Genomic DNA, 14,182 nt, shown 5'->3' with positions numbered 1-14,182 from the left:
CCGTACAGCGCTGGTCGCAGCTCACCAACCGGCCGCAGAGGGAGGCACGCCGGACGTTCCGGTCGGCCGATCGGAGACCGGCCGACCGGAGCACATCAGTTCTGCGCTGCCCACGAAGTCTGCAGCGCGGCAAGGGCATCCTGATCCAGGCCGGACACCGACATAGCCTCGTGCCGGTGCTCGTCCTCGGTGGGCGGGTTCGCGGCTGCCTCGTCCACGGCTGCGGCCAATTCGGCGATGGTGAAGTACTCGAACACCAGCTGCGGAGTCAACGGCAGACCCGCCTCGCCCGCGCGCGCCGCCCACTGGATGGCGATGACGCTGTCGCCGCCGAGGCCGAAGAAGCCGTCGTCGCGCCCCACGTCGGTGATCTCGAGCAATTCCTCCAGGATCGCGACCAGCGTGCGCTCGGTGTGGGTCTGCGGCGCCTCGCTCTCGCCATCGCTGAATCGCGCGGGCGCGGGCGTCATGTGCACGACCGACCTCGCCTTGTCCCATTCCGCGGGAAGCACATTCAGCTCGGTGAGCGCGCGGTCGGGCTGTTCGGCGAAGGCCTCGAACGCTTTGGCCAGCACGTCGGCGAAGATCTCGCCGGTCGATGCCTCGTACAGGTCGGGGTTGACCACGACGCGCGCGATCAGGTCACCGGTGGTGTCCACGGTGTAGTCGAAATGGAAGTCCATGAACGACACGTCGTAGAACTTGGCGATGCCCGTCAGCGTCGTCGCGCCGTCCTCGCTGAACGCGACCGGCGCCTGCCGGTGCCGGAAGTGCATCATCACCTGGAACAGCGGATTGCGGGCGAGGGAGCGGGCCGGGTTGATGGTCTCGACCAGTCGCTCGAAGGGCACACCCTGCTTGCTGATCGCGTCCAGCGCCGAGTCACGCACCCGGTCCAGCACGACGCGCGGGGTCGGATCGCCCGAGAGGTCGTTGCGCAGCACGACGACGTTGGCGAACAGGCCGATCAGATCGTCGGTCGCCTCGCCGATGCGGTTGGCGACCGCGGCGCCGATGGCCAGGTCGTCGCCCGCGCCGAGCGCGTTCAGCACCACCGCGCTGACGGCCTGGCAGAGCATGAACTCGGTGGCCCCGGCCTGCTCGGCCCTGGCCCTTGCCTGCTCCCAGATCGCGGCGGGCACGGTGCGCGCGGTGCCGACGCCGTTGCGGCCCAGCACCTGTGGGCGCGGCCGGTCGTGTCCGACGGCGATCTCGTCCGGCAGTCCGGCCAGCGCCTCGCGCCAGTAGTCCAGCTGCGCCTGACCGAAGGCGCTGACCTCGCGATCCGTACCGCGGTCGAACACCTCGCGCTGCCACATCGCGAAATCGGCGAACTGAATGGCCAATTCGGGCCACTCCGGGGCTGCGCCGCGCACCCGGGCGCGGTAGGCCGCGGTGAGATCGTCGACGAAGATCTGGCAGGACCTGCGGTCGGCGATGATGTGGTGCATCAGGATCGACAGCACGGTGGTCCGCTCGTCGAGTGCGAGCAACCGCAGCCGCAGCAGCGGCTCGGCCTGTAGGTCGAACACGTAATCGGCGTCGGCCGCGAGTTCTTCGTCGAGCTTCCCCTCGTCGCCGTTCAGGTCGAGGACCGGGACATCGACGTGCGCGATCGGGTGCACGAGCTGGTACGGCGTGCCCTCGTGCTCGGGGAAGGTGGTGCGCAGCGATTCGTGCCTGGCCACCACGTCGTCGACCGCGGCGAACAGCGCGGCGCGGTCGATCGGCCCGTCGAACCGGATCGGGTAGGTGACGTTCTCACCGTCGATCGAGCCTTCCATGCGCCGCTGCAACCAGTACGCGCGCTGCGAGTACGACAGCGGGATGTGCTCGGGCCGCTCCCTACGCACCAGTTCGGGCCGCGACGAGCGCGCCTCCGCGACGGCCTGATCGGCGTTCGATTCCTCGGCCGCACCGAGTTCGTCCAGGTCGATGCCGAATTCGTCGAGGAACGAGGCGACCAGATAGGCCGCGAGACCGGCGACGGTCGGCTTGTCGAAGGGCACGCGCATATCGATCTCGATGCCGAACTCGGCGCGGATCATGGTGATGAGGCGGGCGGCGAGCAGCGAGTGCCCGCCGAGCTCGAAGAACGAGTCGTCGGCGCCGATCCGGTCCTGGGTGAACAGGGTGGCGTACAGCGCGGCGACGCGAATCTCCGTGGGCGTCTTCGGTTCCCGGTAGCTGCGCGCCACCGCGAGCTCGGGGGTCGGCAGGGCGCGCTTGTCCAGCTTGCCGTGCGCGGTCAGCGGCACCTCGTCGATGACGGTCAGCACCGCGGGCACCATGTACTCCGGCAGCCGCGCGCCGACGAACGCGCGCACCTGATCGAGGTCCAGTTCGATGCCCTGGGCGGGCACCACGTATCCGGCCAGGATCGGTCCGAGCGAGGCATGCTCGGTGACAATCACGACGCAGTGCACGACGCCGGGGTGATCTGTGACGGTGGCTTCCACCTCTCCGAGCTCGATCCGGTGGCCGCGCACCTTGACCTGTTCGTCGGCGCGGCCGATGAATTCGATCTCGCCGTGCGCGTTACGACGAGCGAGGTCACCGGTCCGGTACAGCCGGCCACCGGCGGCGAACGGGTCCGCGACGAACCGCTCCGCGCTAAGCCCCGGCCGGTTCAGGTAACCGCGCGCCAGCTGACGACCGCCGAGGTAGATCTCACCGACGACGCCGGTCGGCACCAGCTGCAACGCAGTATCGAGCAAATACAGGGAGACATTCCGGTTCGGGACACCGATCGGCACGATCCCGTTGCCCTGTGGTCCGTCCACCTCCATGTGCGTCGAGCACACCACGGCTTCGGTTGGACCGTAGTGGTTGCGCAGCCGCGCGTCGAATTGCGTGGCGAACCGATCGGCGACCTCACCGAGCAGTGCCTCGCCACCCACCGGAACGTGCCGCAGCGTACGCCATTCGTTGACTTCTGGCAGCACAAGGAAGGTGGCCAGCATCGAGGGCACCATGTGCAGCACCGAAATGCCGTGCCGGGTGACGAGATCGGCAACATACGGAATATCGCGATAGGCATTGGGTTTGGGGATGACCACCCGGGCGCCCATGATCAGCGGCAGGAAAATGTCGCCGAGCGAGGCGTCGAAGCTGACCGATGTCGATTGCAGCACCCGGTCTTCGGGGGTGAAATCCCACTCCGCGTGGAAGCTCACCAGATGGTCGGCGATCGCTTCGTGCGGTACCGGGACGCCCTTCGGCTTGCCGGTCGAGCCTGAGGTGTAGATCACGTACGCCGTGTTCGAGGGCCGCAGCGGCGCCGTCCGATCAGCGTCGTCCGGGTTCCGCTCCGGCAGCGCGGCGGCCTGCGCCTCCGCGGCGTTGAGCGCGGCGGCGTCGAGGACGAGGTCGGGTTGCGCGTCGCCGAGCAGGTATTCGATCCGTTCGGCCGGATAGCCGGGGTCGATCGGCAGATAGGCGGCGCCGGCTTTCATCACCGCTGTACTGGCGACGACGAATTCGATCGAGGTCGTCACTTGCAGCGCGACGATGCGCTCGGCGCCCAATCCCTGTCCGATCAGCCAGTGCGCCAACCTGTTCGCGCGTCGCTCGAGCTCGCCGAAGGTGAGTTCGACGTCGTCGGAGGCCAGCGCGATGCGATCCGGCGTCGCCGCGGCCTGCGCTTCGATCAGGGCGGTCAGCGTGGTCACCGGCTGCTCGAAGAGCTCGCCATGCGAGGCCGCGAGAATGCCGGCCCGATCGACGGCGCCGAGGATGTCGAAATCGCGCAGCGGTAGGTCCGGCGCGGCCAGCGCGCTGTCGAGCAATTGCGCGTAGTGATCCAGGAACTGAGCGATCAGGTGCTCGTCCAGTGCGTCGACCAGGTAGGTGGCCTCGACCCGCGCGCCCGCGCTGTCGAGAACCACCATCAGGCCGAGTTCCTCCTGCGCCACCGCGCTGCCCAGCTGCAGCTCGGCGGCTGTCACACCGGCCAGGTCGAATCCGTTGGCCTCGCCGCGCACGCTGAAGCTGAGCTGCACCAGCTGGGCCATCGCGTCGCGGCCCGCCACACGCTCGGGGCCGACCTCGCGGACGACGCGGTCGATGCCGACGCCCTGGTGGCCGAACGCGCCGATGCAGGCGGCGCGGGTCTTGTCCAGCAGCGCGGCGAAATCGGCGGAGCTGTCCAGGTCCGCGCGTACCAGCACGGCATTGCCGAAGTAGCCGATCAGGCCCTCGGCGCCCGCGCGCCGGTCGACGACCGGCACCGACACGAGGAAGTCGGTCGCGGCGGTGTACCGGTGCACTAGCGCCTCGAACGCGGCGAGCAGCACCATGAACGGCGTGGCCGAGTGCAGGCGGGCGAGCTCGGCGACCCGGGCCATCAGCTCCGGCGCGAGCGGCCGCACGCAGCGCTCGGCGTTCTTCGACGGTGTGCCCACCGCGGGCTTGCTCGGCAACTCGAGGCGTTCGGGCAGCGGTGTCAGCGTCTCGCGCCACCAGGCCAGAGCGGCGGCGTCGGCGTCCGAGCCCGCGCCGACCTCGACGTCGATGTACTGGGCGCGCAGTTCCGGCAGCTCCTCGCCGCGGTAGGCGGCGTTGACCTCGGCGAAGAACACCGGCCACGAGTCGTCGTCCCAGCCGACGTGGTGCACGACGAGGATCAGCACGTGCTCGTCGTCCGCGGTCCTGGCCAGGGTCGCGCGCAGCGGCAGGTCGGTGGTCAGGTCGAAGGGGCGCGCGAACTCGCGGCGGGCGAGCACCTCGACCCGCAGGCTCCGGCTCGCTTCCGGGAGAGCGCTGAGATCGTATACTTGCCAAGGCAATTCGGCGTCGTCGCAGGACACCTGGAACGGCTCGCCGTCCGCGTCGACACCGTAGGTGGTGCGCAGCACCTCGTGCCGCGCGAGAACGGTGGCGCAGGCCGCGCGCAGCCGTTCGGCGTCGAGCGATCCGGTCAGCCGGTAGGCGACGCACACGTTGAGCGTGGTGTCGGCCGGGTCGAGTCGCTGCACGAACCACATGCGCCGCTGGGCGTCCGACAGCGGGCTCGGCTCGCCGCTGGTGCGGGCGCGCACCGGCGCGGGCGCGGCCGCTTTCACGGCGTTTTCGCGCAACCGGCGCTGTAGCAACTGCTTACGACGCTCGAGAATGTCCTCTGACATGACGGTCCTTCGATTCGACTGACGGGCTTGTGGTTCCGGGTTCACTCGGCCTGCGCGGGTGTGCCGACGGCGACGGGCGCGACGGCGCGCGCCAGCGCGGCGACGGCGGCGTGCCAGATCTCGGCGAGCCGCGCCACGTCGGTGGCGGTGAACAGGGCATCGCTCCACCGCAGCAGGGTGACCAGCTGCGGCCCGGCGTCGGTGGGCTGCACGCCCGCGATGACATCCATGGCGTACCGGAGTGGGAAATCGGGTTCGGGCGCGGTCGGCAGCTGGGTGAACAGTTCGACCTCGTGGACCGGCGACCACGGCTTGCGCGCTACGGCCAGGTCCATCCGGCCGAGGTAGTCGAACAGCACCTGCGGCTCGGGAGCGGCGGCGAGCTCGGTGTCGGCCTCGAGGTAGCGCAGTACGCCGTAGTCGACGCCGTTGTTCGGCACCGCGGCGAGCGTCGCGGCGACGGAATCGAGCAGGGCCCGCGCGGCGGCCGGATCCTGTTCCGCCGCAGCGACATCCACCGGGTCGGCGCCCGCACCGAAGCGTGCGGGGAAGACGCTGGTGAACCAGCCGACCGTCTGCGCGGTGTCGACGTCGGCGCCGAGCACCTGGTCTTCGCGGCCGTGGCCCTCCATCGCGAGGTACGCGCCGCCGGTGGCGTCCTGGCCGCGTTCGCGGCGCCAAGTGGCCAGGGTCGCGGCCACCGCGGCGAGCAGGAATTCGCGCACGCCGAGCTCGCCGGTCAGCCCGTCGAGCACCGCCTTGGTCGTCTCCGGCGCGGTGAACAGCGGCTGCACCCGGTACGAGGACCAGGTGTCGGTGCTCGGGTCCGGCCGCCGGGCGGCGAGCACCGGGTCCGCCGCCGTGGTCTGCGCGATCCAGTACTCGCGCTGCCCCGCGACCTCCGCGCTGCCCGCGCGGGCGCGGGTCCGCTCGGCCCAGGTGCGGTACGAGGTGTATTCGACCGGTGGCGCAAGTTCGGCCACCGGCGTACCCGCCGAAACCTGATCCCAGGCCGCGGCCAGGTCGGCGCAGATGATGTGCCAGGACACCGGATCCACCGCGAGGTGGTGGATGTCGATCAGCAGCAGATCCGGCGCATCGGCGCGGGTGAACCAGACCGCGCGCACCAGATCGCCGGTGAGCGGATCGATCTCGTCGGCCACCGCTTGGGCGTACGCGCCGAGTTCCGCCGGGAAGCTCGGGCCCGCTTCGATTTTCGTCAGGATGTCGGCGGCGACCACGACGCCGGGCTCCCGGGTGACGACGTCGTAGCCCGCCGCGGTCTCCACGAAGCGGGCCCGCAGCATGTCGTGGCCGTCGAGCAGGGACTGGAGCACCGCTTCCAGGCGCGGGCCGTCCACGTCGGCGGGCAGCTCGAGCAGGGTGTTCAGCGCCAGCCTGCGGTAGTTGCCGTGCTCGTGCATCCAGGACAGGATCGGCACCCGCCCGACGGAGCCGTACTCCGCGACGGCGCCGGTCTGCTCGCCGCTCGCGCTCGCGTCGATGGCAGCCGCGAGCTCCCGGATCGATCCCGCGGTGAGCACCGCGCGCGGGCTCGTGGCGATGCCCTTGCGGCGCAGGGCGTTCGCCAGGGAAATGGCGACGATGCTGTCCAGACCCAGCTCGACCAAGTGGTCGTCGATACCGGGTTCGGCGCCGCCGGTCAGTTCGGCGACGGTCGCGCACAGCGCGCGTTCGGTGTCGGAGGTCGGCGCGGTGGTCTGCGCCGCGCTGTCCAGCGCGACGTTCGCGAGCGTTTCGAGCCTGCGCGCGTCGAGCTTGCCGTTACCGGTGACCGGCAGCGCGCCGACGGACAGGATGCGATGCGGCACCATGTAACCCGGCAGCTTGTCGGCGAGTTCCGCACGCAGCCGGGCGGATTCGACCTCCGCGCCCACCACGAAGCCGACCAGCACCGGTCCGCTCGGGCGGCGCAGCACCAGGACGGCGGCTTCCCGTACGCCGGGCAACGCGTGCAGCGCGGCCTCGATATCGCCGATCTCGATGCGGTAGCCGCGGATCTTCACCTGGTCGTCGGCGCGCCCCAGGTAGGCGAGATCTCCGGAAGGCAAGCGGCGCACCAGGTCTCCGGTGCGATACATGCGCTGACCGGGCCGGAACGGATCGGCCACGAAGCGCTCGGCGGTGATGCCCGGCTTGCCCGCGTAACCGCGCGCCAGCTGGGTGCCGGAGAGATACAGCTCGCCGATGACGCCGTGCGGCACCGGGCGCAGCCGGGAATCGAAAACGTAGCCGGTCATTCCGGTGGTCGGCGATCCGATCGTCGGCGTCGCCTTCGGGTCCGACACCGACGCCACCACCGCTTCGACCGTGGTCTCGGTGGGGCCGTAGCAGTTGTGCACAGCCGTGTCCGGCAAGGCGCACAGCTGCTTCCACAGCGGCACGCCGATGGCCTCGCCGCCGAGCGCGAGCACCGCGAGACCCGCACCGCGCTCGTCCACCAGGCCCGCGGAGGCCAGCTGGGCGAACATCGACGGCGTGGTGTCGATCATGTCGATGCCGTGCCTGCCGATGCCGTCGACGAGACGCTGCGCGTCGCGCATCTCCTCGGCGTCGAACAAGTGGATCGACTGACCGTCCAGCAGGCCGATCATCGGCTGCCAGGACGCGTCGAAGCTCAGCGACCACGCGTGCGCGATCCGCAGCGGCCTGCCGAGCCGGGCCGTCGCGGGCCGGTACACCCGATCGCGGTGGTCGGCGAAGTAGGCGGCCAGCGCGGCATGAGTGCCCATGACGCCTTTGGGTTCTCCGGTCGAGCCGGAGGTGAAGATGAGGTACGCGCGCTGTTCCGGGTGCCCGGCGACCGGCGCCGGGAGCGCGGCGAAGTCGGTCACGACCGCGCTGAACGCCTCGACGGGCGGCAGCGACTCGATTTCGTCGAGTGCGGGCACGCCGGCGCCGTCGACCAGGATCAGGCGCGGATCGGACTGCCGCACGATCGATTCGATTCGCGCGGCGGGCAGCGTGATGTCGACGGGCACATAGGCCGCGCCCGCGGCCAGCACGCCCATGATCGCGATGATCGATTCCGCCGAGCGCGGCATGGCGAGGGCGACAACGTCTTCCGGACCGATGCCGCGTGCGGACAGCCCACCGGCCAGGCGCAGCGCTGCCTCGGACAGCTCGCGGTAGGTATAGCGCTCGTGCTCGGTGCTGAGCGCCAAGGCGTCCGGCGTCGCGGCCACCTGACGGGCGAACAGCTCCGGCACCGTCACGCCGAGCACGTCGTCGGCGGTGGCCGCGGGCGGTTGCGGCCGCTCCCCCGGCAACAGCACGTCGAGCGAATCCTGGTCCGCATCAGCGATTTTCGGCAGCTGACGCAGCACCTCGACCAGGCGCGCGCCGAGATCGGCGGGCGAGAGCTCGCCGAGCACCGCCTCGACCGCCTCCACCACGACGGCCAGTTCGCCGTCGAGGAGATAGGAGACGACCGCCAATGGGTAGTGGGTGAGGCTCTCCGAGGCTGTCGGACGGAAGGTGGTGCCGTCCGCGGTGGTGATCGCCTGGAGGACGTCGGCGACCGGAGCGTTCTCGTACACGAAGAGCGTGTCGAACAGAGCGCCACGCCCGGTGGCCCGCTGGATGGCGGACAGGCTCAGATATCCGTTGTCGCGCATGGCCGCCGACGCGCGTTGCAACTGGGCGCAGCCCTGCGCCACCCCGCCCGCGGCCGCCAGCTCGTCGAGCCGGATACGCACCGGAATGGTGTTGATGAACAGCCCGATCATGGTCTCCACACCGGCCAGCTCGTCCGGTCTGCCGGAGACCGTGGTGCCGAAGACGACGTCGCTGCGGTCGGTCAGCCTGCCGAGCACGATCGCCCACGCGAACTGGACGACCGTGTTCATGGTCAGCCCGTTCGCGCGGGCCCAGCGCTGCACCCGATCGGTGTCGGCGCGGTCGAGCGCCACCTTGTGGATGGTCGGCACGATCGTGTTCACCGCCGCGTCGGCGCGGTCGGCGAGAATCAGCGGGTCCACGTCGGCGAGATAGCCGGCCCAGCTGCGCAGGGTGGCGTCGGTATCGCGGGCGGCCAGCCAGCCGATGTAGTCGCGGTAGGGGCGCGGCGCGGGCAGCGCGGCGACCGACCCGCCCGCCTGGTAGACCGCGAACAGCTCGCGGAAGAACACGCCGAGCGACCAGCCGTCCATCAGGATGTGGTGGGCCGTGACGATCATCCGCCGCGATCCGTCCGGCAGGGCGACCACCGCGACGCGCAGCGCGGGTCCGCGAGACAGATCGAAGCCGTGGCGCGCCTCGGAGGCCACGATGGCCTCGAGTTCCCTTTCGTCCGCGGCCCTTTCGAACCACGGCAGCTCCACCGAGCTGGGCACGATCTGCACCGGCTTCGGCACGTCGCGGTCCCAGAACGCGGCGCGCAGATTGGCGTGCCTCCGCAGGATCGCTTCGACACTGCGGCGCAGCAGCGCGACGTCGACCGGGCCTGCCACGTCGATGACGAACTGCATGTTGTAGAGGTCGTCGTCACCGGCCAGCTTGGCGAGCGAGAACAGGCCCTCCTGCAACGGGCTGAGCGCTAGCACGTCCTCGATCTGCGGGGACGCCGCCTTGCGCTCGGGCGTCTGCGTGGTCTTCGACATTCCAGCGGACTCCTCAGCCTTTGTTCTCGGACATCAGCGACACGACGTCGTCGAGGGACGCGCCGCCGAGGATGGCGGCGACCGGAAGGTCGCGGTTCAGTTCGGCCTTGAGCCGCTTGCGCAGATCGAGTGCCTGCAGCGAGTCCATGCCGAGCGAGAGCAGCGGGACCGAGCCGTCGATGGTCTCGCTGCCGTCGGAGAGCATGACGCGGTCCAGCTCCCTGCGGATACGCTCGGCGAAGCCCGCTTCGGGCATCGACGGCGCGGAAACCGCCGGGGCCGTCGCGGTCTCGATCGGCGCTGTCGCTCTGGGCGCGACCGGCGCCGTCGGTGTGGCAGCCTGTTCGGCCAGTGCGTCGAGGGCGGGGGCGAAAACCGTTGCCAGTCCGACCGTTTCGGTGACATCGCGCAGCTTCGACCAATCCGCCGCGAGCACGATGCTGTTGGCGGAGGTGTCGGCCAGTCCGGCGGCCACCGCGTCGGCGGCGGCCATGGGCAGCAGCCCGGCGCCTTCGATCCTGGCCTCGACCGCCGCGTCCGCTTCCGCGGGCAGTACCCACAGACCCCACTGCACCGACGTGCACGCGCGGCCGTCGGCGCGCAGTCGCGAAGCCATGGCGTCGAGCATGCGGTTGGCGCCCGCGTACAGCGCCTGCCCCCAGCCACCGAGAGTGGCGGCGAAGGACGAGCACAGCAGCACGGTCGCCGTCGGCGTCGTCGGCAAGGCGCGCAGCACTTCGCCGAATCCGACGACTTTGGCCGCGGCGGCCTGCGCGACGGCCTCGGCGTCGGAATCGGCCGCCGCGGAGTACACGTAATCCACGGCCGCGTGCGCCAGCAGACTCACCGGCCGGTCCGCGTACCTGGCGGCCAGCTCGCCGACCGCGGCCGAATCGCTGATATCGCAGCCGAGCACCTCGATCTCGGTGTCGCCGAGCGCGCGGACGGCACGCAACCGTTCGGTCAGCGTGGCGGTCTCGCCGCTACGGTTCACCAGGGTGATCCGTCGCGCGCCGTCGCGGACGAACTGCGCGCAGAACTCGAGGCCGACGTGCCCGGTACCGCCGAGGATCAGCACCTCGCCCAGGTCGGGGGCAGTTGCTGCGGGCGCATCCTCTGCGACAACGAGTCGCTTGGCGTGCAGCTTGCCGTCGCGCATCGCCAGCTCGGGTTCACCCGCGAGGTGCAGCGCCTCCAGAATGCGGTCGGCGGCCAGCTTCTGCTCCAGCGCAGGGTAGTCCGCGGGCAGATCGATGCGGCGGAAGGCGACGCCGATGCGCTCCAGCGCGACGCAGCGGAAGGCGGCGCCGGCCGCCGCGGCGGCGAGCGCGGGAATCTCGTTCTCCCGCACCGCTTCCGCACCCGCCGTCACCAGCCAGCACTCGGTGGCGCGCGGGCCGAGGGCGGCGAGCCAGACCTGATCCGTGGCGAAGTCGGCGAACTCGGCGGCCGCCGCCGCCTCGTCCTGCGCGCTGCCCGGGGGGACCAGCACGACGACTGTGTCGGCTTGTTCGACCGGTGAACCGTCGAACATCGTCACCGTCGCGCCGTGCCGTTCGGCGCGCTCGCGCAATGCGGCGGCCAGCGCGGCGCAGCGGTCGTCGCGGTCGACGACGGCGACCGTGCGCGGCGGCGTCAGCGTGCGCCGGGTGAGCCGAGTCCACTTCTCCGCCAAACGAACCGGCGCGATCTCGGCCGGTCTCGCCGTCTCGGCGGCGGCCCGGTACGGCGCCCACAGCCGCTTCGACGACATCTGCGTGTGCGGGAAGTTCGGCAGCGGAAGGCGGACGGCCGAGTCGGCGATCCGCAGGCTCTCCCACTGGTAGTTCAGGTCGTGCACCGCGACGGTGGCCAGGTTCCTGGTGAATTCCTCTAGACCGGTCGCGGTTCGCCGCGACGTGCCGAGCACGTGGAAGTCGCGGGGGCCGGTGGCCGCGTCGTCCGGTACGCCTGAGAGGTTCTCCTGGAGGGCCAGCTGCAGCGCGGGGTGATCGGCGATCTCGATGAAGGTGTCGACCTCGGCGGTCGCGGCGGCGATGGCCCGATCGAAACGGACCCGGTTGCGCAGGTTCCAGTACCAGTAATGCTGGTGCGTGATGTCGGGAGTGATCGGCCCGCCGAGCGTGCCACCGTAACAGGTGATCTCGCTGGGCGAGAAGGTCGGCGCGCTCATCTCGTCGCCGAGCATGGACTCCAGCTCGGACCGGATCTTGGTCAGATACGAGGTGTGCCCCGGGTAGGAGACCTTGATCTCCTTGGCGAACTTCCCCGCGGCGTTGGCTGTCGTCACCAGCTCGGCGACGGTGTCCTGTTCGCCGGAGATGGCCAGTATGTGCGGCGCGTTCACCACCGAGAGCTCGGCCCAGCCGGAATGCCTGGCAAGCAGCTCCTCGCACTCCTCGCGATCCATGCCGAGCACCGCCATCGAGTACATGCCGGCGGGAATGCCCTCGTCCACGATCCTGGCCCGGTGTGTCACCGCAAGCACCGCGTCGCGTCGGGTCATCACCCGCGACACCGCGCCAGCCGCCAACTCGCCTTGGCTGTGTCCGATCGTCGCGACCGGCCGCACACCGAACGAGTTCCACATGGCGGAAAGACCGAGCATGTGGAACATCAACGCGGGCTGCACTTCCCAGACGACGTCCTGGTATTCGCCCTCGTTGTCGAGTAGGTAGTGCAGCGGCGCGATGTGGCCGTAGCGCTCTTCGTGGATCGCGACACAAGCGTCGACCTCGGCCCGATACGCCGGGGAGGTCTCGTAGAAGATCCGCCCCATACCGGGGCGCTGACTGCCCTGGCCGGGGAAGACGAACCCGGCGCGGCGCGGCGCGGCGACGCCGACGGTGCTCACCACCGCGGGGTGGGGCGCGTCCGCGGCGATAGCGTGCAGCGCGTCCAGCAGCTCCGCGCGGGTGCGCACCATCGCCAGCGCGCGGCGGCGGCGCGCGACCCTGGTCCGGAACAGCATGTCCGTCACGGCATCCGGCGTGACGTGGTCGCGACGCTCCAGGTAGGCGAGCACGACCGCGGCCTCGGCGCGCAGCCCGTCGGCGGTGTCGGAGGACAGTAGCACCGGAACAGTGCCGTCCGGGAGACGGTAATCAGGCATCGACATCCTCCAGAACCGGCATGGCCAGGATCGCGTGCGCGTTCGTGCCCGCGACGCCGAACGACGACACCGCGGCGTAGCGGACGCCCCCGTGCGCCGCCCACGGCTCGAGCTCGGTGGCCAGCCGCAGCCCCGTGGCGGTCCAATCCACCGCGGGGGCAGGGTCGTCCGCGTGCAGGGTCGGGGCGATGTGGCCGTTGGCGCCGCACAGCAGCACCTTGATCAAGCCGAGCATGCCCGCGGCGGCTTGGGCGTGGCCGAGGTTGGTCTTCACCGAGCCGAGCCGCGGCCCACGCTCCGGGTCGACGCCGTAGGTGTTGCGCAGCGCGGTCAGCTCGACCGGGTCGCCCACTGGCGTACCGGTGCCGTGCCCCTCCACAAGCCCGACCAAGCTCGGATCGATGCCCGCCGCGTCGATCGTCTTGCGCACCAACGCTTCCTGTGCCTGCGCGCTCGGGACCGCGATCGGCGCGCCCTTGCCGTTGTGGTTGGCCCTGGTGGCGAGCACTCTCGCGTAGACACGGTGACCGAGCTCGCGGGCCCTGGATTCGCGTTCCAGCACGACGACTCCCGCGCCCTCACCCCACAGGGTGCCGGTCGCGCCGGCGGAGTAGGCGCGCAGGTGGCCGTCGACGGCCAGCGCGTTGTTCTTGGCGAACTCGTAGAACGCGCCGGGCGAGCCCATCACGCACACGGCGCCCGCGACGGCCCAGTCGCACTCGCCGGACCGAATCGCGGCGGCCGCCTGGTGCACGGCAATCAGCGACGACGCGCACGCGGTGTCGACGACGATCGAAGGCCCGGCCAAGCCGAGGCTGTGCGAGATGCGTCCGGCAACCGCGCCGAGCGCGGTGCCGACGGCGCGGTACCCGCTGTACTCGTTGGCGTCGGCCACCCTCGGGCCGTATTCGGTGAACGAAGCGCCCATGAAACAGCCCACCTCGGCACCCGCGAGGGCGCCGGGGTTGATCCCTGCGTGCTCGAGCGCGCGCCAGGCCACCCGCAGCGCGACCCGCTGCTGCGGATCCATCGCGACCGCCTCGCGCGGCGTGATGCCGAAGAACTGCGGATCGAATTCCGTTGCGCCGGTCAGGAATCCGCCGGCATCGGGCACGGATCCCCAGCCTTCGGCGCGCTCGAGGGCGAACATTTCCCGCAGTGGCCATTCCCGGTCGCGCGGGAAAGGTCCTATCAATTCCCGTGATTCGGCGAGCGCCGACCAGAAATCCTCCAGATTGTCGATGCCCCCCGGCGCCTCCACCGCCATACCGGCGATGACAATGTGGTCCTCATCCCCCAAAAAAGAGCGTGCCATGCCAAAC

4 protein-coding genes are annotated in these 14,182 nt (G+C 70.5%); all 4 read right to left on the bottom strand.

Translation table 11 applies throughout. The features are described from left to right. Positions 1-95 precede the first annotated feature (95 nt). The 4 genes from NX1_RS09875 to NX1_RS09860 are packed head-to-tail and all read right to left on the bottom strand — an operon-like array spanning position 96 to position 14,175. Positions 96-5,126 (bottom strand): non-ribosomal peptide synthetase, encoded by a 5,031-nt coding sequence (locus tag NX1_RS09875; RefSeq protein ID WP_068056925.1) that lies wholly within the window; start codon positions 5,124-5,126, stop codon positions 96-98. A gap of 41 nt (positions 5,127-5,167) precedes the next feature. Beyond that, a complete protein-coding gene (locus tag NX1_RS09870; protein WP_068056923.1) occupies positions 5,168-9,748 on the bottom strand; it encodes a non-ribosomal peptide synthetase in 4,581 nt (1,526 codons plus the stop codon). Between the two features lie 13 nt (positions 9,749-9,761). After that, complete coding sequence (gene nbtC, locus NX1_RS09865; protein ID WP_084501291.1) at positions 9,762-12,860, bottom strand: nocobactin polyketide synthase NbtC; 3,099 nt, start codon at positions 12,858-12,860, stop codon at positions 9,762-9,764. Further along, a complete protein-coding gene (locus NX1_RS09860) occupies positions 12,853-14,175 on the bottom strand; it encodes a beta-ketoacyl [acyl carrier protein] synthase domain-containing protein (RefSeq protein WP_068056919.1) in 1,323 nt (440 codons plus the stop codon). Before NX1_RS09860 ends, nbtC begins: the two co-directional genes overlap by 8 nt. Positions 14,176-14,182 lie beyond the last annotated feature (7 nt).

The sequence above is a fragment of the Nocardia xishanensis NBRC 101358 genome (assembly GCF_001613365.1).
Lineage (GTDB): Bacteria > Actinomycetota > Actinomycetes > Mycobacteriales > Mycobacteriaceae > Nocardia > Nocardia xishanensis.
Note: the sequence above shows the minus strand (reverse complement) of the source record. Positions and strands in the feature narration are given on the sequence as shown.

Bases quoted from the DNA above. Each gene is read 5' to 3' on its own strand.
- NX1_RS09875 (WP_068056925.1), bottom strand. From the start codon at position 5,126: ATGTCAGAGGACATTCTCGAGCGTCGTAAGCAGTTGCTACAGCGCCGG.
- NX1_RS09870 (WP_068056923.1), bottom strand. From the start codon at position 9,748: ATGTCGAAGACCACGCAGACGCCCGAGCGCAAGGCGGCGTCCCCGCAG.
- nbtC (WP_084501291.1), bottom strand. From the start codon at position 12,860: ATGCCTGATTACCGTCTCCCGGACGGCACTGTTCCGGTGCTACTGTCC.
- NX1_RS09860 (WP_068056919.1), bottom strand. From the start codon at position 14,175: ATGGCACGCTCTTTTTTGGGGGATGAGGACCACATTGTCATCGCCGGT.